Here is a 24703-nt window from a genome sequence, read left to right as displayed (position 1 = left end):
ACGCGGACCTATGGGTGGGTTTTCTCCGGGCCGGGTTCAACAGGACGCCTCATGCAGACCAAACGCTCCACCTATCAAAGCCGGTGGCTTCCCTTCTTTTTGTTAGCGCCGCAGTTGGCGATCACCCTGGTGTTCTTTATCTGGCCGGCGACCCAAGCGGTGAAGTCGAGCTTCGAGCGCACCGACGCCTTCGGCTTCAACACCACCTTCGTGGGCCTTGCCAACTACGCCCGGGTGCTGGCGGACCCCAGCTACCTGAACGCTTTAGGACGCACGGCGATTTTTGCCGTCTCGGTCACCGCGCTTTCCATGGGCACCGCGCTTTTACTGGCGGTGTGCGTCAACCGGGTGCTGAAAAGCGCCCGGTTCTACACCACGCTGCTGGTCTGGCCCTACGCCGTGGCCCCGGTGGTCGCCGGGGTGCTGTGGTGGTTTCTGTTCAACCCGACCATCGGCCTTCTGCCCCACTTGCTCGACTGGTTCGGTATCAACTGGAACCACCGGGTCTCGGGTAGCCAGGCGATGATCCTGATCACCATCGCCGCCGCCTGGAAGCAGATCTCCTACAACTTTCTGTTCTTTCTGGCCGGGCTTCAGTCGGTGCCCCATTCATTGATCGAGGCCGCGGCCATCGACGGCGCCACGCCGTTCAAACGCTTCTGGACCATCGTCTTCCCACTTTTATCACCGACCACCTTCTTCTTGCTGATCATCAACATCAACTACGTGATGTTCGAGACCTTCGGGGTGATCGACGCCACCACCGGCGGCGGGCCGGGCCAAGCGACGATGACGCTGGTCTACAAGGTCTACACCGACGGGGTGGCCGGGCTCAACATCGGTTCGTCCTCCGCCCAGTCGGTCATGCTGATGGGCATCGTGATCGTGCTGACGTTCATCCAGTTCCGCTACGTGGAACGTCGCGTCAACTACTAGGCACAGGGATCCATCATGGTCGAAAACAGACCCTATCTGAACATTCTGACCCACCTGGTATTGATTGCCGGCGTACTGGTGGTGGCGTTTCCGGTGTACGTGGCGTTCATCGCCTCGACCCACGAACCCGGCGCCTTCGTGCGCGGGGTGATGCCGCTGCTACCCGGCGACAACATGTGGGCCTCCTACAAGCAGATGCTGACCTCGGGCTGGCAGGTGGGCGGCGCGCCGCCGGTATGGCTGATGCTGGGCAACTCGCTGATCATGGCGCTGACGATTGCCATCGGCAAGATCGCGATTTCGATCATCTCGGCCTTCGCGATCGTCTACTTTCGCTTCCGGTTTCGTATGCTGGCGTTCTGGCTCATCTTCATCACGCTGATGCTGCCGGTCGAGGTGCGCATCATCCCGACCTACGCGGTGGTGGCGGATTTAGGGATGCTCAACTCCTACGCCGGGCTCACGCTTCCGCTGATCGCCTCGGCCACCGCGACCTTTCTGTTTCGCCAGTTCTTCATGACCGTGCCCGAGGAGCTGATGGAAGCGAGCCGGGTCGACGGCGCCGGACCCATGAAGTTCTTCAAGGACATCTTGCTTCCGGTGTCGATCACCAATATCGCCGCACTGTTCGTGATCATGTTCATCTACGGCTGGGTGCAGTACCTGTGGCCGCTTTTGGTCACCACCGACGAGGACTTTTACACCATCGTGCTGGGCATCAAGCGCCTGATGGCCTCCTCGGACCGGGTGCCCGCCTGGAATTTGATCATGGCGACGGTGACGCTTGCCATGCTGCCGCCGGTGCTGGTGGTGCTGTTGATGCAGAAACTGTTCGTGAAAGGCCTGACCGAGACGGAGAAATAGGATGGCCAGTATTACCCTGGAAGGACTCAAGAAAACCTACGCCGGCAACGTGCAGGCCGTCAAAGGTGTGGACCTGGCCATCGAGGACGGCGAATTCGTGGTGCTGGTGGGGCCGTCCGGCTGCGGGAAATCCACACTTTTACGCATGGTTGCCGGGCTCGAGACGATTTCCGAGGGCACGCTGAAAATCGGCGACCGGGTGGTCAATACGTTAGAGCCCGCCCAGCGCGATATCGCCATGGTGTTTCAGAACTACGCGCTCTACCCGCACATGACGGTGTATAACAATCTGGCCTACGGGCTCAAGAACCGCGGCTTCAAAAAGCCCGCCATCGAGGAGCGGGTGCGCAAAGCGGCCAAAATGCTCGAGATCGAAGAGTACCTACCGCGCAAGCCGCGCAATCTTTCCGGCGGCCAGCGCCAGCGCGTGGCCATGGGCCGGGCGCTGGTGCGCGAGCCCGCGGCGTTCTTGTTCGACGAGCCGCTCTCTAACTTGGACGCCAAGCTGCGCGTGCAGATGCGGGTCGAAATCAAACAGCTCCAGCGCCGGCTAAAAACCACCAGCCTTTATGTGACCCACGACCAGTTGGAGGCGATGACCCTGGGCGACCGCCTGGTGGTCTTGAACGCCGGACAAATCGAGCAGGTGGGTACGCCCATGGAGATCTACGCCCGCCCGGCGTCGATGTTCGTGGCCGGGTTCATCGGCTCGCCGGCGATGAACATGGTGCCTATCGAGTACCTGCAAACCCGCGGCGCCCGCGAGCTGCTGGCGGACCTGCCGGCGGACACCGACGTGGTCGGCATTCGCCCGGACGACATGCGCCTGACCCCACCCGATGCCCCGCACCTGGTGGTCGATTCCACCCTGGAGCTTTATGAGGCCGCGGGGGCGGAGAGCCACCTCTACGTGCGTTTGCTGGATAGCGACCAGCCCACGGTGATTCGCACCAGCGGCCAGCCGCCAGTGAAAGAGGGTGAAACGCTGCGCTTTTATGTCTCTCGCGAAGCGCTTCACCCCTTTGAGAGCGCAACCGGCAAGCGTACCGGTTAACGCCCTACTGGCGGGTTATGGGCGAGCGACATCCATAATGCGCCCTTCTACCTGGGGCGCGACCTCGCCTTCGGCCACCATGTAGTCACGCAGCATTTCCCAATCGGTGTTGCCGACGATATGGCTGCGGTCGTCATCATGTGCCGCTTCGAGCGCGGTGTGGCTGTCGCCCCCGGCGGCGGTGAAGTTGTTGGTAGCGATCACGTAGGTACGCGCCGGGTCGATATCCATAAGCTCGCCGTCTTGGGTCACTTTCAGGCTCACCACCCGCTCGCCGGCCGGTTCGCGGCTGTCATACACGACCTCGACCCCGCGGGAAACCTGCAGGAAGGCGCCGCTCTCCTCCGGGGCGTTGGCAAGCGCGATCTCGAAGGTCTCGAGAAGCTCGGCGCCGGTGACATCCATCAGCGTCAGCCGGTTACCGAAGGGCTGCACCGCGATCAGCTCGCCAACAGACACATCCCCCGCCGCTATCGGCTCGCGAACGCCGCCGCCGTTTTGCAGCGCCAGTACGGTGTCCGGGTTCACCTGGCGGGCAGCGGCCAGTTGGCCATCGGCAATCAGGTTGCCAAGCGCCGTTTCATCGGCGCGCACGCTCGCCTCGTCGCCATTGCCGTGGCGCGGGTTGGGAAGCGCTGTATCAAGGTGGGCGCCTACCTGGGTATCGCGCACTTCTTCGATACGCGCGGTGTAGGGTTCGAGCATCGCGGCCGCCTCGAGATCCGGCTCGAAATCTTCGGTGGCGAGCAGCTCGCCGCTGGCATCCGTCACCACGCCGTCATCGTCGAAGGTGACCTGCAGCACGCCCAGGTACTTGCCGTACTCGTTCGCCTGGCCGATCACTGTGGGCGTTTTGGGCTCGCCCCGGTCGTTTTCGCTGATCACCACGGGGGCGTCCAGGCGCGTGTGGCTGTGCCCGCCGATGATCACGTCAATACCGTCCACGTGCTGGGCGAGCAAGGTGTCGTTGCCAACGCTCGGGTCGCTGTCATAGCCCAGGTGCGTGAGCACGACGATCTTGTCGATGCCCTCGGCTTCAAACGCCGCCACCATCGCCTGTGCCGCTTCGCGGTAATCCCCGATGGTCACGTTGCCCGGGCTCGAGACGTCTTCGCTTGATTGCGTGCTGAGCCCGAAAATACCGATTTTCTCGCCGCCGTGCTCGACCACGATGCCATCGTACAAGTGACCCGCCTGAGGTTCGGCGCTGATCGAATCCCCCAGTAGATCAGCAAACTCCGGCGCGGCGGAGAAATCCAGGTTCGCGCCCACAATGGGAAACTCGGCCGCGGTGAAAAGATCCGCCAGCGCCTGGTGGCCCGCTTCCGGGTCGTTCAAATCGAACTCGTGGTTGCCGGGCACGAAGGCGTCATAGCCCATCCGGTTCATGAACGCGACGGCGTCCTGACCGCGAAACTCGTTGAAGTAGAGCGTGCCGGAGAAGATGTCGCCGGCGTCGAGCAACAGGCCCTCGCCGTACTGGCTGCGCGCCTCGTCGAGGGCGCTCACCAGTTGCGGGTACTGGTCAGTACGCCCGTGCAGGTCGTTGGTGTGAAAGATGGTGAGCGTGTAGGGGGCGGCGAGCACGCCGGGCGAGAACGCGAGTATCAATGCACCGGCCGATACGCCCATCCCCCAGGACCCGCTTTTCGATGACAACATGGCAATTCCTTTTAATCCTGTTTTATACGTTGCGCTGGCGAAACGATGGCGCCGCGCCCAAATCACATTCTCTATAATTATTAACAGCATTTGTGACGTTTATTAAGGCCCGCATCTTCTGTTGGCGCCGAAACACGCTTTTTTTTCGCGGCGAAGCGGCCCGGCCGGCGGGGGTAGCCGAGCCTTTGACAAATACAGACCATCACCTAGGCTTAAAACCCGCCATGCTCACGAGCAAATGCAATACTACTTTCGTTTAACAAGGATGCTATCGAGATGAAATATCGTCCGCTGGGAAACTCCGGCCTGCTGGTATCTGAAATCGTACTGGGCACCGTGCCGTTTGGCGGCAGCGGTGGCTTCGAGAAAGCCGCGAGCGTGGATGTGGCCGGCGCCAAGCGCCAGATCGACATGGCCCTGGATGCCGGGGTGAACCTGATCGACACCGCCGACCTTTACTCCATGGGCGAATCCGAGGAGATCGTCGGCAAGGCGCTGGGTGAGAAGCGTCACGACATCATTCTCGCCTCCAAGGCGCGAAGCCCGCTGGGCGACAACCCCAACCACAGCGGCTTTTCGCGCTACCACCTGATCAACGCGTGTGAAGCGAGCCTGAAGCGCTTGGGCACCGACCATATCGATCTGTACCAGATGCACAACTGGGACGGCGTCACCCCGGTCGAGGAGATGCTCTACGCCCTGGATCACCTGGTGCAAAGCGGCAAGATTCGCTACTACGGCACCTCCAACTTCACCGGCTGGCAGATGATGAAGACCATCGGTAAAGCCGAGCTTCACAACCTGGCCGGTCCGATCAGCCAGCAGATCTATTACACGCCGGAATCCCGCGAGGCGGAATACGAGCTGATGCCGCTGGCCATCGATCAGAACATCGGCACCCTGGTGTGGGGGCCGCTGGGCGAAGGGCTCTTCAACGGCAAGGTGCGCCGCGGCCAGAAAGCGCCGGAAGGCACCCGCCAGGGCAACGGCTGGCCCGAGCCCTACGTGCACGACATGGAACGCGCTTACGACATCATCGAGCTTCTGGCCGAGATCGGCGAAGCCCACGGCACCTCGATCCCGCGCACCTGCCTTGCCTGGCTCAAGGATCGCCCCGGCGTGACGTCGTTGATCGTGGGTGCACGAAGCGAAGAGCACTTGAAGGACGACCTGGCCGCCGCGGAGCTCACTTTGAGCGCCGAGGAGATCGAGCGCCTGGAAGCCGCTACCCGCCCGGCGCCGCAATACCCCTACTGGCACCGGGTCGTCGCCGGTATGGACCGCATCGACAAGGCGGAGAAGCCGTTCATCGATCAATACCGCAAGACCATCGATAACCGCAGCGACGAGCGCTGATTCGCGCGTAAGTGCTTACCCATGCAGCGCAAAAAGCCGGTACGGGGTTTCACCGTACCGGCTAAAGATCGATTCGAGTAGTGCCAGTTAGCCAGGCCCTTGTGCAAAGCAGGCGCCTGGCCGCAAGGGTCCCTTGTTAGAAGTAGTAGCGCGCACCCACTGCGTAGTAGAGGTCGTTGTCGTCGTAGCGGTCGAGGGAATCCAGGTCGGACTCGTAGAGCTCGGCAAAGACGTCGAAATCATCGGAAAGGTTATAAAGCGAGCCCAGCGCCCAGACGTTGCGCTTGTCGTCGTTGTCCGGGTCGATGTGGTAGTAGTCACCGTACACGGCCAGCGCGTCGTAGGTGTAGGTCGCGCCCAGGCCGACGCGGTCGAAACCGCCGCCGTACGTGCTGCTGTCGCCGCGAGTCTCGTAGCCTACGCGCACCTGGAAGGCGTCGCTTGCAGTGTAAGCGGCGGTGGTACCCACGCGGGTTTTGCCGTTACCGCCACCGCGTACGGTGTCTTCCGTATAACCCACCGCCAAACGCGCCGGGCCTGCCTCGTACACTACGCCGCCCTGAGTGGCGACTACGCTGCCCTCACTGGTTTGCTCGTCGACGGTCAAACCGCGCTCGGAGAAGTGCTTGGCTGCGAAAACCACCTGAAAGCCTTCGAGCTCCGGTGATTCGTAACCGATGGAGTCACCACGCGCCTGCAGGCCGCCGCCGGCGAACTCGTAACCTTCGCCCACGTAGACGTCGAAAACCGCCATGACGTAGTCGTCGTAGAAGCTGTCGAAGTTACCCGCGGTAAACGTACCAAAGCGGCTGCTCTCGACACCGATGTAGCTTTTACGTAGCTCCTTGAAGCCCGGGCGGCTGCGCTCGTCGCCGTTGAAGCGCCACTCCAGGCGGCCGAACGCGGCCAGGTCCGGCGCTATTTGCTGTTGTAGCTTGAAGCCCATGCGCGAGCTGAAATCGCGAAACTCGGCGCCGTTATTCACACCATCGTTAAGACCGCCCCCCTCGACCCCCATGGCGATCCGCCCGTAGACGTTGACGGCGGTGCCGTCTTCGTCATAAACGCTGGCCGCCTGTGCGCCCGCCGCTGTGAATACACTTGTGAGCGCCAGCGCCAGTACCGTTTTTTTAAACATGAACCATCCCATTGCAGTGAACAGCAGTCGTTGCTGCTTAATTTTTTAATAAGCGCGTGACATGAGCCCCCAGGCGGGTTCCCGGGCCACCACCAACCCCTTAGCGAAACAAACTCTAGAAGGTTTTTATTGCAGTAATCTTAAAGCCTGCCGCTGAAAGCGATAAAAATAAAATTCTTCTAATATACAATCTTTTTACATATAAATTAAATATTTAGATGTTATGTAAAAAGATCCAAGACAGCCGCGGTCAGTGCTGTCATTAGTTGTTCACTCGCGTGACCCGGATTTGTCATGACGTTTTGCCACGCTTGGTGAAACGTTAAGGTAAGGAGCGAGGCACATGCGGCTTTGTATAGTGAGTGAGACCTGGGCGCCGGATATCAACGGAGTCGCCCATACGCTCAGCCGCCTCGCTCACGAGCTCAAACGCCAAGGCGTACATATCGATATCGTGCGCCCCAAACCCCGCGCGGGCGGGCATATCACGGCGTTTGGCGAGGAGCTGCAGGTTCACCGCCTGCCACTTCCCGGCTACGCCGAGGTGCAAGTAGGGCTTGCAAGCCCGGGCAAGCTTGCCCGTTTTTGGCAAAAGCACCCGCCGGACGTCATCTATTTGGCCACCCAGGGCCCGCTTGGGCTTGCCGCGCGCCGGGCGGCGCGTAGATTGGGGGTGGTTTGCGTGGCCGGCTGGCACACCAACTTCGATCACTACTGCCACGACTACGGCATGTCCTGGCTCAGCGCCGCTACGCTTCGCTATCTACGCCACTTTCATAACGGCTGCGCGCTCACGCTGGTGCCCACCCACGCTCAGGCCAGCACCCTGCGAAGCCAGGGCATTCGCGGCGTCAACGTTCTTTCGCGGGGAATCGACGCCGAGCACTTCTCGCCCGCGCACCGTGACCATACGCTGCGGGCGCAGTGGGGCGTCAACGAACATCAGGGCGTTGCGCTGTACGCGGGGAGGCTGGCGGCGGAAAAGAACCTTACGCTGCTGGTGGAAACCTTCCAGGCGATGCACGAAGTACGCCCGGACATGGCCCAGGTGATCGTAGGCGACGGCCCGGCCCGGGAGCAGCTTCAAAAAGCGCTGCCCCAAGCGCACTTTACCGGCTTTCTGGACCAGCCGGCGCTTGCACGCCACTACGCCAGCGCCGATATCTTCGTATTTCCGTCGCTTTCCGAAACCTGGGGTAACGTGATTACCGAGGCCATGGCAAGCGGCCTGGCGGTGGTCGCCTTTAACCACGCCGCCAGCGCCGAACTGATCCGCAGTGGTGACAACGGCGTCAGCATCGCCCCGGATGACCCGGCCGGCTTTCACCACGCCGCCGCCGAGCTTTGCCAGCACCCCGCCGACTACGCTCGGCTCGGGCGCACGGCCAGGCTTGGCGTGCTCGAACACAGTTGGACCGGCATTGCCACGCAGTTCAAGCGTTACCTACAAAAAGCCCAGGAGGCCCACCATGCGCTCTCGCCCACTTGTCGTATTCGATCGTCTTGATGTGTGGGAGTGGCGCTTTTGCCAGCGCGTCACTCGCCTGTCACTGAACCCGGCCTGGCGGGTCGTGCTACAAACCGCCAGTAAACTGGGCGATTGGCCGGTTTGGGTACTGTTGATTGCCGCCCAGCCCTGGCTAACCCCGGACGGCAACCGGCGGGTGATGCAGTACAGCGCCATCGCCTTGATCGCCCTGTGTGTGTACCGGTTGATCAAAACCCGGCTTTGCCGGGAGCGGCCGTTTATCACCTACCTGGGCGGCGTGCACTGCGGCGAACCCGCCCGCGACCGCTACAGCTTTCCAAGCGGGCACACCATGCACGCGGTCATGTTCAGCGTGATGGTCGCCGCGCATACGCCCTGGCTTTTGGTGGTCGTGCTGCCGCTAAGCGCCTTGATCGCCCTTTCCCGGGTGGGCCTTGGCCTTCACTATGTAAGCGACGTACTGGCCGGCGCGGCGATTGGCTACGGCTTTGCACTGCTGAGCCTTTATGTCATGCCGTAGCGCATTGCGTAGCGCTTTTACCCAAAAACCACTACGGTTAAATCACTCCTAACGTTTATGTATCTTGCAAACGTTGCCCCTCCAATGCCGATCATCAGGGAGTGATGACATGACCATGACCGTAGGTGAACTTTTCATTGCGCTGGTATTGATAGGCCTGGCGCTATTGTTAAGCAACGCCATCCGCTTGCTACTGCCCTGGCTTCGCCGCCTCTTTCTACCCAGCTCCGTCATCGCGGGGCTTTTGCTTTTGCTGTTGGGCCCGGACGTGATCGGGCGCTTCATGCCGACCCTATTCGAGGAAAGCCCGGGGCTTTTCCCCGGCTACGTGCAGGAGAGCTGGTCCTCGCTACCCGGGCTTTTGATCAATGTGGTGTTCGCTGCACTGTTCATCGGTAAAACGATCCCAGGGCTTCGCACGATCTGGATGCGGGCAGGGCCTCAGGTGGTGGTGGGACAAACCATGGCCTGGGGGCAGTACGTGGTGGGGCTAACGCTTGCGCTGCTGGTTTTAGCGCCGGTATTTGGCATGAACCCCATGGCCGGGGCGCTGATCGAAATCGGCTTCGAGGGCGGCCATGGTACGGCCGCCGGCATGGCCGACACCTTCGCCGACCTGGGCTTTGCCGAAGGCGCCGATTTAGCGCTGGGACTTGCCACGGTGGGTATCGTCTCTGGCGTGCTGATCGGCACGGTGATGATCAACATTGCCGCCCGGCGCGGGGTGGTCACCCTGGGCCAGGATGAGCAAGAAGAGACGCCGGACGAAACCATGCGCGATGACGAGCGCCCCTCGACGGAAGAGTTCAGCGAGTTCAAAAAGGATCTTAACCAGGAGGCCGGCACCACCGACCCGCTGAGCCTGCATATTGGTCTGGTCGGCATTGCCATCGTGCTCGGCTGGCTAATTCTTTCCGGGCTTCAATGGATCGAGCAGGTCACCTGGGCAAGTGACGGTGGGCTCGAAATCCTTGCTCACGTGCCGCTGTTCCCGATTGCGATGATCGGTGGGGTGATCGTACAACTGATCATCATGCGCTTTGGCTGGGAGCGCCACGTGTCGACGCGCACCATGTCGCGCATTGCGGGCACCGCGCTGGACTTTACCATCGTGGCCGCACTCGCCACGCTTTCGCTCACCACGCTAAGCGAATACCTCGTGCCGTTTTTGCTGCTGGCGTTTGCGGGTATCGCCTGGGGGCTGTTCGTTTTGATCGTGCTGGCCCCGCGTATCATCCCCGAGCACTGGTTCGAGCGTGGCATCGGCGACTTTGGCCAGTCCATGGGCGTGACGGTCACCGGGCTTTTGCTCATGCGCATGGCCGACCCTAAAAACGAGTCCGGTGCGCTCGAAAGCTTTGGCTACAAGCAGCTGATGTTCGAGCCCATCGTAGGCGGCGGGCTCTTTACCGCCGCCGCCCTGCCCCTGATAGCCGAATTCGGCCCGCTCGCCATTCTCATCTTCACCGGGCTTTTGACCGCCGGTTGGCTGGCGTTCGGACTGCTTTATTTCGGCCGGATGGTGCCCGAGGGCGGCAAGGGCCGTTGGCAGGGTGAGTCCAAAGAATGAAACGCTGCTCTTAAAACGCCAACGCCCGCATAAGCGGGCGTTGGCGCTGGATGATGGATGTGAGAGTGAACGGTGTAATTAAAAAGGAGCCCCGGTACTGAATACGCTACCCGTCAGGGGCGCGGTCAAAGCCTTTACTTGAGATCCGGGGGAATATCGTCGAGCTCTTCCGGCGTCATGAAGGACGTCTTGAACATCACGTAGACCCCCACCGCAGAAAAACCTAAAAACAGTATAAACATGACGAACATCAATGCCATTGCCATGACGCGTATCCCTGAGTAGACGGCTGTTACGTTGACGTTTTATAGCCGCTGAATTGGTTTATCCCTGAGGATAGACCAAAAAGGATCCACCATCTGTATAAAATTTCATACAGACGTTCGTAGGCTGCCTTTGACGTGGCAAATTAGGTATAAATATCAGTCAATTAATAATTTTTTATAGACGCAAAAAAGCCACCTCGCTTAAACGAAATGGCCAGTTTGCATCGCCGCCGCTCCTTAGCCTTGATGCCGACGCGATCCTGCGTCGGTGCGAGTGAGCAGGCTAGTGTCCATTAAAATCCATCTTCTATTGGCTCCATGCCATCCTTACTACCCTGTAGCCTGCTCAAACCATTTTAAGGGTTTAACTAACTTAACGCGGTGACTACTACCTATAACGTTGCACGGCACGGGCCAACATGCCTAAAAAAACAATAAAAACCAATACTATCAATTAATTAAAAAACAAATAAAAGTCGGCCCTGAGGTTTTGTCAGCGTGTAAAAGAGGTCAAATTTTGTATAAAAATGGCACATGCGACATTAACCAACCCCCGGCTGGTCACGATGGCACAGGCGGGCCTTACCCAGACCGATAGCCCCTCGCTCTACACGCTAGCCCGCCAGCTATAAGGCGGTTAAATAGTGCTTACCAAAGTACGCATTGCTGGCTAAAGTAGTGTTGAGGCAGCCGATGCTAACGCGCTGCCAGGAAACGCCCCCGCTTCTATCCTTACGACAGGTATCCGCCAATGACACGCGCTCTTGCTATGGGTTTACTGCTGTTGATGACACTTTTATTGGTAAGCGGCTGCAACACGATTCGCGGCGCCGGGGAGGATATTGAACAGGGGGGCTCGGTCATTCAGGACGCAGCGGAGTAATTTTGAAAAAGGTGTACTTATCCCACGGTTTGGAAAGCGGCCCCGAGGCGCTGAAAGTGCAAGCGCTCAAGGGCGTGGTAGAACGTCATGAAGGTTATGAGCCGGTCGTGATGGATTACCGCAGCCAACCGAGCTTCAAGGCACGCCTCGAGCACCTGTTCGCCACTTTGCAAGCCCGAGGCGACGACCCCGCCCAGTGTATTCTGGCGGGGTCGAGCCTGGGCGGTTTTCTGAGCGCGGCGGTCAGCCAACGCTACCCGGTGCTGGGCTGTTTTTTACTGGCGCCGGCGCTTGGCATGGCAAAGTACCCGGAAACGACGGTTACGCTTCAGGCCCGGCACACGCATATCATTCACGGTTGGCAGGACGACGTGGTGCCTTTTGGCCCGGTCATCGAACACGCCCGCCGCCAGCGGCTTGGGCTTCGCATGGTGGATGACGACCACCGCCTGCACGCAAGCCTCGAACTCATTCTGCGTGACTTCGAGCAGTTTCTAGCCCTTTGCCAAAGCGCCTGATTCGGCACGGCTACTTCTGTGTAGTTAGGCTTCGTCCGCCAAGGCGGGCAGCAGCGTTTTTAGCTTGCGGGTCAGCGTATTGCGCCCCCAGCCCAAAAGCTCGGCGGCTTCGCCCTTACGCCCGCCGGTGTGTTTGAGCGCGGTTTCGATCAAAATGCGCTCGAAATCCGGCACCGCTTCTTCCAACAGGTGGGTGTGGCCTTCGGCCAGGGCGTGATCCGCCCAGCCGCGAAAGGCCGTGCGCCAATCGCTTTGGCCCCCGGCGGACGAAGCGCTGATGGTACGCAGCTCCGGGGGCAAGTCCTCGATCAATATCTCACGCCCGGACGCCATGACCGTTAGCCACCGGCAGATGTTTTCCAACTGGCGGACATTACCCGGCCAGGGGAGTTTGGTCAGGTGTGTCTCGGCGTCCGCTGTGAGCACCTTGATATCGGTCGAAAGCTCCTTGGCGGCCTCGGCCAGAAAGTGACGCGTAAGCCTCGGGATATCTTCCCGGCGCTCGGAGAGCCGTGGCAGGTGAACGCGGATCACGTTCAAGCGGTGGAACAAATCCTCGCGAAAGCGCCCTTCGTCCACCAATGACTCAAGGTTCTGGTGGGTGGCGGCGATGATACGTACATCGACCTTCACCGAGGTATGCCCGCCCACCCGGTAGAACTCGCCATCGGCCAGTACGCGCAGCAAGCGGGTCTGCGTTTCCGCCGGCATGTCGCCGATCTCATCCAAAAAAAGCGTGCCGCCGTTGGCCTGCTCGAAACGGCCCTGGCGCTGCGCACCGGCGCCGGTAAAGGCGCCTTTTTCATGGCCAAACAGTTCGGACTCGATGAGATCCTTCGGAATCGCCGCCATGTTCAGCGCGATAAACGGGTGGCCGGCGCGGGGGCTGTGCTGGTGAAGCGCCTGGGCAACGCGCTCCTTACCGGTACCGGACTCGCCGTTGATCAACACCGTAATGTGCGAGTGCGACAGCCGCCCGATGGCGCGAAACACCTCTTGCATGGCCGGCGCCTCGCCGATGATCTCGGCGTTGAGGCCTTCCGGCACGCTGACCGGGCGCTGACGCTCGCGAGCGTGGGCGACCGCACGACGCACCAGCGCCAGCGCTTCGTCCACGTCGAAAGGCTTGGGCAGGTACTCGAAGGCCCCGCCCTGATAGGAGGCCACGGCGCTGTCCAAATCCGAGTGGGCGGTCATGACGATGACCGGTAGATCCGGATGCGCCTCGCGCACGCGCGAGAGCAAATCCAGCCCGTCGATCCCCGGCATACGGATATCGGTGACCAGCACATCCGGCGGATCGCTCAAGAGCCGGTCAAGGGCGGTGTCGGCGCGTTCGATACACTCGACGTCAAGATCCGGCTGCGCCAGGGCGCGCTCCAGCACCCAACGGATAGCGCGGTCGTCATCGACGATGACCACCCGTGAAACATCGGTTTGTGTCGCCTCAGTCATGACGCGTCTCCGGTAATGTTATTGACCAACGGAATTAACAGACGAAATTCGGTACGTCCGGGGTGTGAGTCGCATTCGATCAATCCCTGATGTTGATGCAGAATCGACTGAGCAATGGAGAGCCCCAGGCCGCTGCCTTCGGCGCGCCCGGAGACCATGGGGTAAAAAAGCGTCGCGCGTAGGGCCTCGGGGATACCCGGGCCGTTATCGATCAGACCCACTTCGCTCACCAGCCGATGGCGCTCCGCGCCCAGGGTGAACTGGCGCTTGGCGCGGGTACGCAGAATCAGCTCCGGTGTGGGCGTCTCGGCTTCGTTCATGGCCTGGACGGCGTTGCGCGCCACGTTCAGCACCGCCTGTATCATTTGGGATTCATCGCCGGAAAGATCCGGCAAGCTGGGGTCGTAATCCCGCGAGATGACCACATCGGGATGCTCGGCGAGCAGCAGTGTGCGCACGCGCTCGAGCACCTTATGAATATTGACCGGCGCGTGCCGGGTAATGTGATGAGGGCCGAGCATGGAGTCGACCAGGTCTTTTAGCCGGTCGACCTCTTGAACGATGATATGGGTATATTCGCGAAGCGCCGGGTCGTCGAGGTCGCGCTCGAGAAGCTGGGCCGCGCCGCGAATACCGCCCAGCGGGTTTTTCACCTCGTGGGCGAGGCCCCGGGCCAGCACCTTGATGGTTTCCTGGCGGGTGGTCAGCGCCTCCTCCCGGGAGATCTGCATTAGCCGGTCCCGCGGCTCCACTTCGAGTAAAAGCTCGCCGGGCGAAAGCGGCGTGACGGTGTAGTCCACGGTGAGTGGCTCGCCGTTGAGCGGGGTAATGCGCGCCTCGCGCTGGGTATAAGGGTGAAAGGCGTCGCGCGCCTTGGCCAATACATTATCGATACTTTCGCCACAGCCCAGCAGCGTATCCAGACTCATGCCCTTGACGCGGCTAATGCTGACCGCCAGTAGCGCTTCGGCGGCCGGGTTCATCCAGCAGACGCGCAGTTCACCGTCCAGCAGCAGCACTGCGGTGGTGAGGTGTTCGAGTAAACGCTGATACATGGCGTGTCCTGAGGAGCCCCCTAAGAATTCGCGTGGCTTGATCATCGTGTGGTGCAATGTCTGTGTGATGTTTTAAGTGGAATTGCAAAAAGCGCGCCAATTGGGCGCTAGCGCTGTCATGCACGGCTTTAACGCATCAAGGCGGCGCAACGCGGCGTTTAATAGCGCAGCGCCGCCCGGTTAACGCCGCGCCTTCGCACCATTTTAGTGCATATTAGCGCGGTGCAACGGTAATACTCACCGCGTCAGTGCGGTGCTGAACGCGACCCTGGCTATCGAGCAGCTCGGCTTGAAGCCGGTGGTGCCCTTGCGGCAAGCCGGTCAACCAAAACGCGTCGCTGTGCAGCGCCGACTGGCTGACCTCGCCGTTCACCAGAAGCCTTATTTGATGGTCGTCGCGCAGCGCCGGCTCAACGTACACTTCGACCGGCGTCATGGCATCGCGAATCAGCGCCTCGGCCGACGGGTTGGCAATCACAAACCGGTCGTAGGGCATGAAGGGCTGGCCGGGCCGAGTCCTTGCCGGGCTCGAAGACGGTGGCGGCGACGTCCGCTCGACCCCGGGCAGCGGCGCCAGCGTGATCGCCTCGCCGCCGCGCTCCGGGTTGTCGGTATAAGTGACCCGGCCGCTTTCATCCACCACGCGGTACACCGTTTGCGCCTGGAGCTTTCCCGCCGTCAGCGAAAGCCCCAACAGCAACGCCGCCAGGCGCGCGCACTTCGCCATGTCAGTGACACCCATGCCCATGTTCTCCCCATAAAAAAACCCCGCCGAGGCGGGGTTTTGAGTCAGTAACACCTCAAGGGTGCCCCTAACGTTAGAGCTTAGCAGCTGTAGTACAGGTCGAACTCGACCGGGTGCGTCGCCATACGCATGCGCGTCACTTCTTCCATCTTGAGCTCGATGTAGGCGTCGATCATTTCGTCGGTGAACACACCGCCTTCGGTCAGGAAGGTGCGGTCAGCGTCGAGCGCTTCCAGCGCCTGATCGAGGCTCGAGGCAACGGTCGGTACGGCCTTGCCCTCTTCCGGCGGCAGGTCGTACAGGTTCTTGTCCATGGCGTCGCCAGGATGGATCTTGTTCTTGATGCCGTCGATACCCGCCATCAGCATGGCCGCGAACGCAAGGTACGGGTTGGCGGTCGGGTCGGGGAAGCGCGTTTCGACACGCTTGCCTTTCGGGCTAGCCGTGTACGGAATACGGATAGACGCACTGCGGTTACGGGCGCTGTAGGCCAGCATAACCGGCGCTTCGAAACCCGGTACCAGACGCTTGTAAGAGTTGGTCGAGGCGTTGGTGAAAGCGTTCAGCGCACGGGCGTGCTTGATGATGCCGCCAATGTAGTAAAGCGCCATTTCGGAAAGGCCCGCGTACTCGTCGCCGGCGAACTGGTTGGTGCCATCTTTCCAGAACGACTGGTGAACGTGCATGCCGGAGCCGTTATCGCCGACCAGGGGCTTGGGCATGAAGGTCGCGGTTTTGCCGTAGGCGTGGGCCACGTTGTGGATCACGTACTTCATTTCCTGAACTTCGTCGGCCTTCTTCACCAAGGTGTTGAACTTGACGCCGATTTCGTTCTGACCGGCGTTCGCCACTTCGTGATGATGCACTTCGACGCTCTGGCCGATCGCTTCAAGGGTGTTACACATTGCGCCACGAATGTCGTGGAAGCTGTCCACCGGCGGAACCGGGAAATAGCCGCCTTTCACACGCGGGCGGTGGCCCAGGTTGCCGCCTTCGATCTGGCTGTCGGTCGCCCAAGCGCCCTCTTCCGAGGAGATCTTGTACATGGAGCCCTGAATGTCGGTTTTCCAGTGTACTTCGTCGAAGATGAAGAACTCGGGTTCCGGGCCGAAAAACGCGGTGTCGCCAAGGCCGGTGGACTCAAGATAGGCTTCGGCACGCTTGGCGATGGAGCGCGGGTCACGATCGTAACCCTGCATGGTGGCCGGCTCGATGATGTCGCAACGCAAAATCAGCGTGGCATCTTCGGTGAAGGGGTCGAGAAAGCCGGTGCCGTCTTCCGGGCGCAGAATCATGTCGGATTCGTTGATGCCCTTCCAGCCTTCGATGGAGGAGCCATCGAACATCTGACCGTTTTCAAAAAACTCTTCGTCTACGTCCCGTGCCGGTACGGTGACGTGCTGCTCTTTACCGCGCGTATCGGTGAAACGCAGGTCTACCCATTTGACTTCATTTTCTTCGATTAGCGCGAGCGTCTTGGCTGACATACTGTTCTCCGTCTCCGGTATGAGCGTGGCTTAAAGCGTGTACTGTTAAGCGATCTATTAAACGTATTGTTGAACAAAACCGTTGATACGCCGCGAGCGTATAGCACGCCTTTGTTGTGTATTCGCGTTAGGGCGCGTTTCAAACCCGGCCCTGTGACCAGCGATTAAAATAAACTGACTATCGTTGTAGCACGCTGTGAGGCGTTTGCCTACGACGCCAGCCGTTGCCGTTTAATAAGCATGTAGCGTGCCAACTTTGCACCAATATGGCATGGCGAATTACCAAGCCTCTGTTTTAAAAATGATTTTCTCAACCCGAAAGCTGCCCTGATGTTGCGCGTTCAAATCAACGCACCCGGGACGGGGCTCAGAAGCCACTTTTAAGCGCACCAAAAAGGTTCATAAAAGCCTTTATTGAACCAAATGCGTGCGTAAGCATGGGTGATCGCCTATCCATTACACTTTTAAGCGCTTCCCAAAGAGCATCGTGGTCAACGTGGTGGTATTAGCGACCTTGTTGAGCCCGATAGAGCCCACGACGCCCACGACGATCAACAGCAGCGCGTAAAGGACAAGCGGCAGGGTTTCTACGCCGACCACCGTATCGACAATGGCAAAAAACATCGGGTGGGCGAGATAAATGCCGAAGGAGTAGCGGTTGACCGTGCGCATCCACGCAGGCGCGGGGCGCCCTTTCAGGTAGCGCATGGCGCAAAGCGTGGCCAGCACGAACAGCGGGATTACCCACACCTCCTTGGAGGTGAACACCAGCCAGCCGGGAAGCGTAGCCAGCACGATCAGCACCACCGCCCCGGCCAGCCAAACCGGGGAGGAGAGCGCTTGCATCCAGCGCGGCGGGCGGGGTTTTGTCGCGCCTTGCGCTACCGGCTGGTAGTAGCGCACCAGCACCAGCGCCAAAAAGAACAGATACACCCAGCCAAGCGGGGCGACCCACAGCAGATAGCCTGGCGGCGTCACCTCGAGCCAGTAGGCCGTGCCCCAATACGCCATACTGACCACGCAGCTCACCCAAAGCCCGGGCACCGGGTCGAACCGCCACAGCCGCCAGCGGGCAAACAGCCAGTACGCCACGTAGAACTGCATGGCGATAATCAGAAAGTAGCCATGCCAGCCCGCGTAGAGAAAGTACTCCCGGGCAACGCTTAAATACCCCACCGAGGTCTCGCCCATGTTCAGGCGCACCCACTCGGCGGTGGCGTAGATAAATCCATACGTTGCGTAGGGCAGCATCACGTACTTGACGCGTTGCCATAAAAACCCCGGCGGCACCTGGCGGGCATAGCGAAGCGCGAACACGAAAATGGAGATAAACAAAAAAACCGGCGTTCCCAACACCAGAGGGATACGCATCAAATCGGTGGTCAGAGTGTCCACGCGTTGATTGAGATGGTCCAGCCAATGAAACAGGAAAACCGCCGCGCATCCGTAGGCGCGCAGCCAATAAATCTCCTCGACCTTTTGCATCCAAGCCTCCTGCCTTGAGGCGCTGCTATGCTAATAGCGCAGCCAGCCCCGCTGGTCACATCCCTTTTGTCATGAACACTCGGAGGCAGTGTGCCCCTTCACCCTATTGCGGCTTGTCTTATGCGCTCAGCGCGTGCGCTCACTGTCGTTATGAGTACTTTTTTACTCAGTGCCCCGGCGCTGGCCGGCGAAGTCTCGCGCCACGCGTTCCCCTCCCCGGTGCTGGGTGATGACTACCCTTACACGCTCTACCTGCCCGACGGCTACCAAGTAGATGCCGCCGAACCCTACCCGGTGGTCTACATGCTGCATGGCTCGTTCGGCAACGAACACGACTGGGTCAGCCGGGGGCAGCTGGCTCGAACCGTCGACCGTTTGATCGACGCCGGGCACCTCCCCCCGGCGGTGTTCGTCATGCCGGGCAGCCGCAGTTGGTGGGTCGATGGCTATAACGAGCCTGCTCGCCGCGCCTTTTTCGACGACCTGATGCCGCATATCGAAACCACCTACCGCGTAGGCACCACCCGCGCCAAGCGCGGCGTGGCCGGGCTCTCGGCCGGCGGGTACGGCGCGCTGAATTTCGCCCTCGAGCGGCCGGACCTGTTCGCCGCGGTAGCGGCACTTAGCCCGGCAAGCTACGTCCCCGCACCGCCGCGCAACTCCTCGGCGCACCGCCACCCGGCCTTTCTCGACGCCCAGGGCGAGTTCGATCAAGCGCTTTGGCAGCGGCTCAACTATCCGGCTCACCTGGAAGATTACCGCCTGGCGGTCGCGCCGGGCGCCAACAACGAACCCAGCGCCACGCCCCCGGTGCCGCTTTATATCAGCGCGGGCCGCCGCGATGAGTTTGACGCCGAATATCACGCCCGCCAGCTGCGCCAGGCAATCGAGCGCATTCAACCAGGCCAGGTGCGCCTGGACCTTTACCCCGGCGGGCACACCTGGCGTGTATGGCGTGCCAGCCTACCCGCGGCGCTTACCTTCCTGTTTCAATACGTTGGCGCTGAAGAAACACCCGATCAGGGCGAATGGGACGGCCAGTAGGCGAGGCCCGTGACGACAAACTACACTAAGCTCATCACTCACTCGACAAAAGGATATTGAGGATGCATCAACATATCGAATGGGACGACCCCGGCAGCGCCAGCGTCGCGGCCTACTTCCAGGGCGACCCCAACCACACCCCGCCTTACCCCGGCGCCATTCTCTCCGCCCGCTACCAGCGCCGTATCGTACGCGTCAAAGTAGAAACCTACCGGGAAGAAGACGCCGTCAGCATCGGCACCGTGGCCGCCATCCTCGACGAACACGGCCACCGCCACAAAACCCAGGGCAAACTCAACATCGACGACATCGTACGCCTGCCAGATGACAAGCGCGCGATGGAACGCTGGGAGGAGGGGGCACAGGAATAAGCGAGAAAGATACGTAACCGCGTTTTTAGACAGACGGGAGGAACCTGCGCCAAGAGACTGAGCTACTGTCAAAGTAGCTCAGTTAAAAAGTATAAACTTAAGGATCAATTAACAGGTGTCAGCAGCGCACGCTCTTCGGCAAACGCCAGAAGATTGGCGAACTGTAAATCGCCCATCGCTTCTCGGGTTTGAGTGGTACCTGAGCCTTGATGTGGCTGGAGCACAACATTATCCAGCGCTACCAGCCTGGCGTCTACATTCGGCTCATTGTCGAAGACATCCAGACCAGCGCCACCCAAGCGCCCAGACACTAGTTGCTCAATGAGCGCGTTTTCATCGATAACGGAGCCACGCGAAACGTTTATAACCACTGCGCCTTCAGGAAGCGCGGTCAATACATCGGCAGACACCAAATGCTGTGTTTCTTCCCCACCCACGACTGTCACAAAAAGCACATCTACCGCTGCCGCCAGTTCTATGGGTGTAGCATAATAATGCCACGATGCGGGTGTCTCCTTGGGACTGCGGGACTGATAGTGTAGCTCCGACTTGAACGCGACCATCCGATTGGCGATTTCACGCCCAATACGCCCCATACCAAGCACGCCCACTCGTAGCCCATGAGTCTGAGTATTGAGTGGAAAGGTACCGTGACGAATCCAGTCGCCCTCTCGAACCCAACGATCTCCCGCCACAAGCTGTCGTTTAACCGCGATCAGCATTCCCACCGCAAGATCGGCGACATCATCATTTAGTACGTTTGGGGTATTAGTCACCGTGATACCCCGAATCGAGGCAGCGGCAATATCGATATCGTCATACCCCACGCCGAAGTTGGCAATTAGTGAAAGTGCCGGCAATTGATCCATCTCCGCCGCACCAAAAGGCGAGTGCCCGTGATAGGCAACGCTTCTACAGGATTGGCGTGAAGCACTCGATAGTTCATATAAATCGCTCGGTTGCGCGACCGAGCAAGTATCGAAACGTGTTTCCAACTGATGCCGCTGACGTGGCGAGTAATCACCGATCAAGATAACCGTCGAGGATGACATGAAGGCTCTCTTTATAAGAATGAATTAATTGCGGGGTAAAGAGGGTTACAGATGCAAAAGACCATCCCGCTCAATGGTTAACGCTTGCTCCCGAGTAAGATGATGAAGCTGGGTCAAGGACGCCATGGCACTCGATTCATCGCCAGATGCGATCGAGCGCATCATGTCGATGTGGGGCTGGACCGTAGTCTCGGGCTCGAAATGCGCCGCTTGAGCCAAAAAGAAGCCGATTCGGCGAGATACAGCGTGTAGGGGCATCACCGCCCGAGCGGCAACCTCATGCTGAGCAGCGTCGCAAACCCGTTCATTGAAGCGTTTGTCGACCCGAGAAAACAGGCGGTTATCACGAATTGCCAGCGAGTATTCAGCCTGTTTCGCCATATTCAAAAACTCTGCACGTCGGCTTTCATCCGCCAAGCGGGCGGCACGTTCGATCAGTAAGCTTTCTACGTGGTGGCGAACATCTAGCGCCTCCAGAGCCGTCTTTGTATCGATGGGCTTGATCAAAATGCCTTGGCGCGGCAGCACCGCAAGCAAATAGTCATGTTTGAGGCGCAGCAGGGCTTCGCGAACGGGCGTTCTTCCCATCTCTAATTTCGAACATAGGGCCTGCTCGGTAACGCTTTCGCCAGGTGCTAACTCAAGAGTCACGATCATCTCTTCGATCATGGTGTAAGCCACCTCGGCGCGAGACGTCATCAACGAGAGTTTGGGGGCGACCGAAGTCATACCGCCCTTCTGTTCATCTGCATAAGCTTTATCACTTTCGTTAATATCGGCACGATCCATATCGCGGCGACCACAATAGCCAAACCGATAGCGAGCGGACGACTGAAGAAAATCATCATATCGCCATTAGACTTGACCAGCGTATTAAGAAAGTTCTCCTCGATAATGGGAGCCAATACGACACCGAGAATGGCGGGCGCTAAAGGAAAGCCGTTTTCCTCCATGTAGAAGCCCAACAATCCAGCGACCAACATCGTCACGACCGCATAAACGGTATTTTCCACAGCAAAAGAGCCCACGATGCAGGCCGCCACGATGAGAGGCATCAACACCTTACGCGGTACAGCTAACACGTGGCGAAAGAGGCGAATCGACATGATTCCAAACGGCACGATCAACAAGTTAGCCAGCAAAAACGCCAAGAATACCGCTGTGATAAGCGTTTCCTGAGTCAAAAAGACTGTCGGACCTGGATTCAATCCCTTCATGTACAGAACACCGATAATCACTGCAGTCAAGCTATCACCTGGAATACCAAAAACCGTGGCCGGTACAAGCGCACCCCCGACAGAAGCGTTATTGGAAGCACTAGCCGACGCAACGCCATCGACGATACCCGTGCCGAAGCGTTCCGGGTGGCGCGACTGCTTTTTGGTAGCCGCATAAGCGATATAGGAGGCGATATCCGCTCCCGCACCAGGAATAGCTCCAACTAAAGTTCCAATACCGCAACCTTGGAGAATCTGGAACCAGAGGCGTTTGATTTCTCCCAAGACCCCCTGAAACAGCCCACCAAGCTTACCAACCGGTGGCTGATTGCCATCATCTGGAGCCAAGGCGAAACGAAAGACCTCAGACATTGCAAATAGGCCGATCAAGACTGGAATAAAACCCAAACCACCCGCTAGGTAGTTTGTACCGAAAGCAAACCGCACCTGACCAGAAACCGGATCCTGCCCAACAAAGGCAATCAGCAAGCCCAGGCATAGCGACACTATCCCCTTGGCGGCCGACCCCTTGGAAACACCGATGGCGGCGGTTAAGCCAAGACATGCCAGCCAGAAATACTCAACCGAGCTAAACTGCAACGCTAGATCCCCCAAGGAGGGCGCCGCGATAATCAGCGCGATGCTGCCGAATATTCCACCAATTGAGGAGCAGATAAGCCCTGTACCCAGCGCAAGCCCAGCATTGCCGCTGCGCGTCATTTTATAAGACTCGTCGACGTACGCCGCCGATGCCGGTGTACCGGGAATACGCAACAAGGCGCCTGGGATATCACCGGAAAAGATGGCCATGGCACAAAGCGTCATCACACCAGCCAAGGCGGGTACAGGATCCAGGAAATAACTAACCGGGACCATCAACGCCACGGCCATGGCAGCCGAAAAACCTGGAATGGCCCCCACTACCAAGCCATAGATGGCACAGGCAACCATGACACCAATGGTGGTTGGTGTCATCAGCATCATAAAAGCTTCGATCACCATGTAAGTACCCCCGCGAACGGTGTCAGTAAGCCCCACGGCAACTGAACCGACATCAACTGATAGAAAAAACTGTGGAGTAGAAAACTACCGACCACTGCAATTACAACATCACGCAAGATATGCCGATCGAAAAAGCCCAAGAGTATAAAAAGCGAGACCGGCATGCTAATCAGAAAGCCAAGTGCGTTGACCGTGGCGATATAAAACACGATGGCGCCCGCGACGACGCAGATAGCGCCCAGAGCCCGAGGCCAAGAGTGAGCGCGTGGCAAGGCGGCCCAATCACCACCCGTCTCACCTTGAAAGAAAGGCTTGAGTGCGATGACGCCTCCTGCCAACACCATGGCGCAACCGATAAGGGTAGGGAAAAACCCCGGCCCGTAGTCGATAAAGCTCAATGTAGGCAGTTGTTGAGCGAAGACGACGACCACACTTCCGAGTAAAATAAAGATAAGCCCGTTCAGGCGATCATCAAAATTCACCACCAACCTCCATTTCAGATAAACCGCTCTTAACCTAACGCCGGATAATTGGCAATCAGGAACCGTCACCTACGAGTCCAAGGGTTTCGATCAAGTCACGTACCGAGCTCTGCTGATCCAACATGAACTCATGAAAGCTTTCAGAATCACGCCATTGAATGCCAAAGCCGCGATCCAGCATTTGTTGTCGCCATTCTGCATCCTCAGTGATAGCACGCATCGCATCTTCGAGCTCTTCAGTGATGTCGGCAGGAAGATCCGCTGGCCCGATTAGACCCCGCCATGCCCCTAATTCGAGCTCCATGTCAGTGGCTTCTTGTACCGTTGGGACATCCGGGAAGGCTTCTAGCCGCTCGGTTCCCATGACGGCCAGTGCCTTGATGCGCCCGGAGTCGATTAGCGGGCCTGCCTCGGGCAAAGAGGAAGGCACAACATCCACGCCGCCCGCTGCTAAATCCTGCAATGCAGCGGCCGCGCCTTGACCAGAAATGAAGCGGACTTGAGATACATCAACGCCATACTCATCCATCATCGTGGCAACCGCCATCGGCCAAGAGCCCCCACAACCGCCACCACACGCAATGACGTATTCGCCAGGTGCCTGTTTGATGTCGTCCAGCGCCTCGCCGATGGTTTCCCAGTCGCTATCGTTGCGGACCTGAAAACCGGCTGGGTCGAAGTTGTATTGGGCAATCGAGGTGAAATCATCAGCATCGACATCGGCTTGCCCCATAGGAGCGTAATGAGCGAAATTGAAGATGACACCCAATGTATAGCCGTCCGGCTCAGCATTTTTGATGGAAGATATACCAACGACTCCCCCACCCTGCCCTTGGTTGACCACATTAAACGGCTGACCGAAATGTTCCTGAAGCCGTTCGGCAAGCATGCGACCCGTTTGATCCGTCCCACCACCAGCTCCAGAAGGAACGACGATCGTCACGGGCCTTTCAGGCCACTGCGCCATCGCACTGAGAGGGGCCATACCAACAATTGCCGTTATCAAGACTGTTTTAGTAATACGTTTCATTGTTTTCCTCCTCTGATATATC

24 protein-coding genes are annotated in these 24703 nt (G+C 59.1%); 11 read left to right on the top strand and 13 right to left on the bottom strand.

What is annotated here, in order from left to right:
* Nucleotides 1–51 precede the first annotated feature (51 nt).
* The 3 genes from ugpA to ACWFVE_RS01180 are packed head-to-tail and all read left to right on the top strand — an operon-like array spanning nucleotide 52 to nucleotide 2854.
* Nucleotides 52–936 (top strand): sn-glycerol-3-phosphate ABC transporter permease UgpA, encoded by an 885-nt coding sequence (gene ugpA / locus ACWFVE_RS01190; protein WP_447527471.1) that lies wholly within the window; start codon nucleotides 52–54, stop codon nucleotides 934–936.
* Nucleotides 937–951: 15 nt separating this feature from the next.
* On the top strand, nucleotides 952–1800 hold the full coding sequence (gene ugpE, locus ACWFVE_RS01185; protein WP_447527470.1) for a sn-glycerol-3-phosphate ABC transporter permease UgpE: 849 nt from the start codon (nucleotides 952–954) through the stop codon (nucleotides 1798–1800).
* Between the two features lies 1 nt (nucleotide 1801).
* Nucleotides 1802–2854: a sn-glycerol-3-phosphate import ATP-binding protein UgpC gene (locus tag ACWFVE_RS01180; RefSeq protein WP_447527469.1), complete on the top strand. Its 1053-nt coding sequence runs from the start codon at nucleotides 1802–1804 to the stop codon at nucleotides 2852–2854.
* Between the two features lie 15 nt (nucleotides 2855–2869).
* On the opposite strand, the gene ACWFVE_RS01175 is transcribed toward ACWFVE_RS01180, so the two are convergent.
* On the bottom strand, nucleotides 2870–4516 hold the full coding sequence (locus ACWFVE_RS01175) for a bifunctional metallophosphatase/5'-nucleotidase (RefSeq protein WP_447527468.1): 1647 nt from the start codon (nucleotides 4514–4516) through the stop codon (nucleotides 2870–2872).
* A 276-nt stretch (nucleotides 4517–4792) separates the two neighbouring features.
* On the opposite strand from ACWFVE_RS01175, the gene ACWFVE_RS01170 reads away from it, so the two are divergent.
* On the top strand, nucleotides 4793–5872 hold the full coding sequence (locus ACWFVE_RS01170; protein ID WP_447527467.1) for an aldo/keto reductase: 1080 nt from the start codon (nucleotides 4793–4795) through the stop codon (nucleotides 5870–5872).
* Between the two features lie 136 nt (nucleotides 5873–6008).
* Here ACWFVE_RS01170 and ACWFVE_RS01165 read toward each other — a convergent pair whose 3' ends face one another.
* A complete protein-coding gene (locus ACWFVE_RS01165) occupies nucleotides 6009–7010 on the bottom strand; it encodes a porin (protein ID WP_447527466.1) in 1002 nt (333 codons plus the stop codon).
* Nucleotides 7011–7353: 343 nt separating this feature from the next.
* Between ACWFVE_RS01165 and ACWFVE_RS01160 the strand changes: the two genes are divergently transcribed.
* From ACWFVE_RS01160 to ACWFVE_RS01150, 3 genes are all read left to right on the top strand, one after another.
* Nucleotides 7354–8517: a glycosyltransferase family 4 protein gene (locus ACWFVE_RS01160; RefSeq protein ID WP_447527465.1), complete on the top strand. Its 1164-nt coding sequence runs from the start codon at nucleotides 7354–7356 to the stop codon at nucleotides 8515–8517.
* Nucleotides 8480–9019 carry a phosphatase PAP2 family protein gene (locus tag ACWFVE_RS01155; RefSeq protein WP_447527464.1) on the top strand — a complete coding sequence of 180 codons (540 nt, stop codon included), beginning with the start codon at nucleotides 8480–8482 and terminating at the stop codon, nucleotides 9017–9019. The genes ACWFVE_RS01160 and ACWFVE_RS01155 overlap by 38 nt, the downstream gene beginning before the upstream one ends.
* A gap of 109 nt (nucleotides 9020–9128) precedes the next feature.
* Nucleotides 9129–10589: a sodium/glutamate symporter gene (locus ACWFVE_RS01150; RefSeq protein WP_447527463.1), complete on the top strand. Its 1461-nt coding sequence runs from the start codon at nucleotides 9129–9131 to the stop codon at nucleotides 10587–10589.
* Between the two features lie 134 nt (nucleotides 10590–10723).
* Here the strand turns inward: ACWFVE_RS01150 and ACWFVE_RS01145 are convergent, their stop codons facing one another.
* Nucleotides 10724–10855, bottom strand: coding sequence for a hypothetical protein (locus tag ACWFVE_RS01145; protein WP_447527462.1), 132 nt, complete (start codon nucleotides 10853–10855; stop codon nucleotides 10724–10726).
* 751 nt (nucleotides 10856–11606) lie between these two features.
* Between ACWFVE_RS01145 and ACWFVE_RS01140 the strand changes: the two genes are divergently transcribed.
* Both ACWFVE_RS01140 and ACWFVE_RS01135 read left to right on the top strand, forming a co-directional pair.
* Complete coding sequence (locus ACWFVE_RS01140; protein ID WP_447527461.1) at nucleotides 11607–11738, top strand: entericidin A/B family lipoprotein; 132 nt, start codon at nucleotides 11607–11609, stop codon at nucleotides 11736–11738.
* Nucleotides 11739–11740: 2 nt separating this feature from the next.
* Nucleotides 11741–12256, top strand: coding sequence for a YqiA/YcfP family alpha/beta fold hydrolase (locus ACWFVE_RS01135; protein WP_447527460.1), 516 nt, complete (start codon nucleotides 11741–11743; stop codon nucleotides 12254–12256).
* 24 nt (nucleotides 12257–12280) lie between these two features.
* Here ACWFVE_RS01135 and glnG read toward each other — a convergent pair whose 3' ends face one another.
* From glnG to ACWFVE_RS01110, 5 genes are all read right to left on the bottom strand, one after another.
* Nucleotides 12281–13711, bottom strand: coding sequence for a nitrogen regulation protein NR(I) (gene glnG / locus ACWFVE_RS01130; RefSeq protein ID WP_447527459.1), 1431 nt, complete (start codon nucleotides 13709–13711; stop codon nucleotides 12281–12283).
* Nucleotides 13708–14766: a nitrogen regulation protein NR(II) gene (gene glnL, locus ACWFVE_RS01125; protein WP_447527458.1), complete on the bottom strand. Its 1059-nt coding sequence runs from the start codon at nucleotides 14764–14766 to the stop codon at nucleotides 13708–13710. Before glnL ends, glnG begins: the two co-directional genes overlap by 4 nt.
* A gap of 214 nt (nucleotides 14767–14980) precedes the next feature.
* Nucleotides 14981–15508, bottom strand: a complete 528-nt coding sequence (locus ACWFVE_RS01120) for a DUF4124 domain-containing protein (protein ID WP_447527457.1) — start codon at nucleotides 15506–15508, stop codon at nucleotides 14981–14983.
* Nucleotides 15509–15591: 83 nt separating this feature from the next.
* Nucleotides 15592–16998, bottom strand: a complete 1407-nt coding sequence (gene glnA, locus ACWFVE_RS01115) for a glutamate--ammonia ligase (RefSeq protein WP_447527456.1) — start codon at nucleotides 16996–16998, stop codon at nucleotides 15592–15594.
* Nucleotides 16999–17454: 456 nt separating this feature from the next.
* Nucleotides 17455–18483: an acyltransferase family protein gene (locus ACWFVE_RS01110; protein WP_447527455.1), complete on the bottom strand. Its 1029-nt coding sequence runs from the start codon at nucleotides 18481–18483 to the stop codon at nucleotides 17455–17457.
* A 150-nt stretch (nucleotides 18484–18633) separates the two neighbouring features.
* Between ACWFVE_RS01110 and ACWFVE_RS01105 the strand changes: the two genes are divergently transcribed.
* Together ACWFVE_RS01105 and ACWFVE_RS01100 are read left to right on the top strand one after the other, a co-directional pair.
* The gene (locus ACWFVE_RS01105) at nucleotides 18634–19527 is read left to right on the top strand and encodes an alpha/beta hydrolase (RefSeq protein WP_447527454.1); all 894 of its coding nucleotides are present in this window, start codon (nucleotides 18634–18636) and stop codon (nucleotides 19525–19527) included.
* Between the two features lie 62 nt (nucleotides 19528–19589).
* Nucleotides 19590–19898 (top strand): hypothetical protein, encoded by a 309-nt coding sequence (locus ACWFVE_RS01100; protein WP_447527453.1) that lies wholly within the window; start codon nucleotides 19590–19592, stop codon nucleotides 19896–19898.
* A gap of 104 nt (nucleotides 19899–20002) precedes the next feature.
* Here ACWFVE_RS01100 and ACWFVE_RS01095 read toward each other — a convergent pair whose 3' ends face one another.
* Genes ACWFVE_RS01095 through ACWFVE_RS01075 form a run of 5 tightly spaced genes read right to left on the bottom strand, consistent with a single transcriptional unit; the run spans nucleotide 20003 to nucleotide 24681 of the window.
* Nucleotides 20003–20950, bottom strand: coding sequence for a 2-hydroxyacid dehydrogenase (locus ACWFVE_RS01095; RefSeq protein WP_447527452.1), 948 nt, complete (start codon nucleotides 20948–20950; stop codon nucleotides 20003–20005).
* A gap of 45 nt (nucleotides 20951–20995) precedes the next feature.
* Nucleotides 20996–21739, bottom strand: coding sequence for a GntR family transcriptional regulator (locus ACWFVE_RS01090; RefSeq protein ID WP_447527451.1), 744 nt, complete (start codon nucleotides 21737–21739; stop codon nucleotides 20996–20998).
* Nucleotides 21676–23169 carry a tripartite tricarboxylate transporter permease gene (locus ACWFVE_RS01085; RefSeq protein ID WP_447527450.1) on the bottom strand — a complete coding sequence of 498 codons (1494 nt, stop codon included), beginning with the start codon at nucleotides 23167–23169 and terminating at the stop codon, nucleotides 21676–21678. The genes ACWFVE_RS01090 and ACWFVE_RS01085 overlap by 64 nt, the downstream gene beginning before the upstream one ends.
* Nucleotides 23163–23651 (bottom strand): tripartite tricarboxylate transporter TctB family protein, encoded by a 489-nt coding sequence (locus tag ACWFVE_RS01080; protein WP_447527449.1) that lies wholly within the window; start codon nucleotides 23649–23651, stop codon nucleotides 23163–23165. Before ACWFVE_RS01080 ends, ACWFVE_RS01085 begins: the two co-directional genes overlap by 7 nt.
* A gap of 55 nt (nucleotides 23652–23706) precedes the next feature.
* A complete protein-coding gene (locus tag ACWFVE_RS01075; RefSeq protein ID WP_447527448.1) occupies nucleotides 23707–24681 on the bottom strand; it encodes a Bug family tripartite tricarboxylate transporter substrate binding protein in 975 nt (324 codons plus the stop codon).
* Nucleotides 24682–24703 lie beyond the last annotated feature (22 nt).

This window comes from Vreelandella mediterranea, from assembly GCF_970647075.1.
The sequence above is the reverse complement of the archived record's forward strand: the minus strand, read 5'-3'. Positions and strand labels throughout refer to the sequence as shown.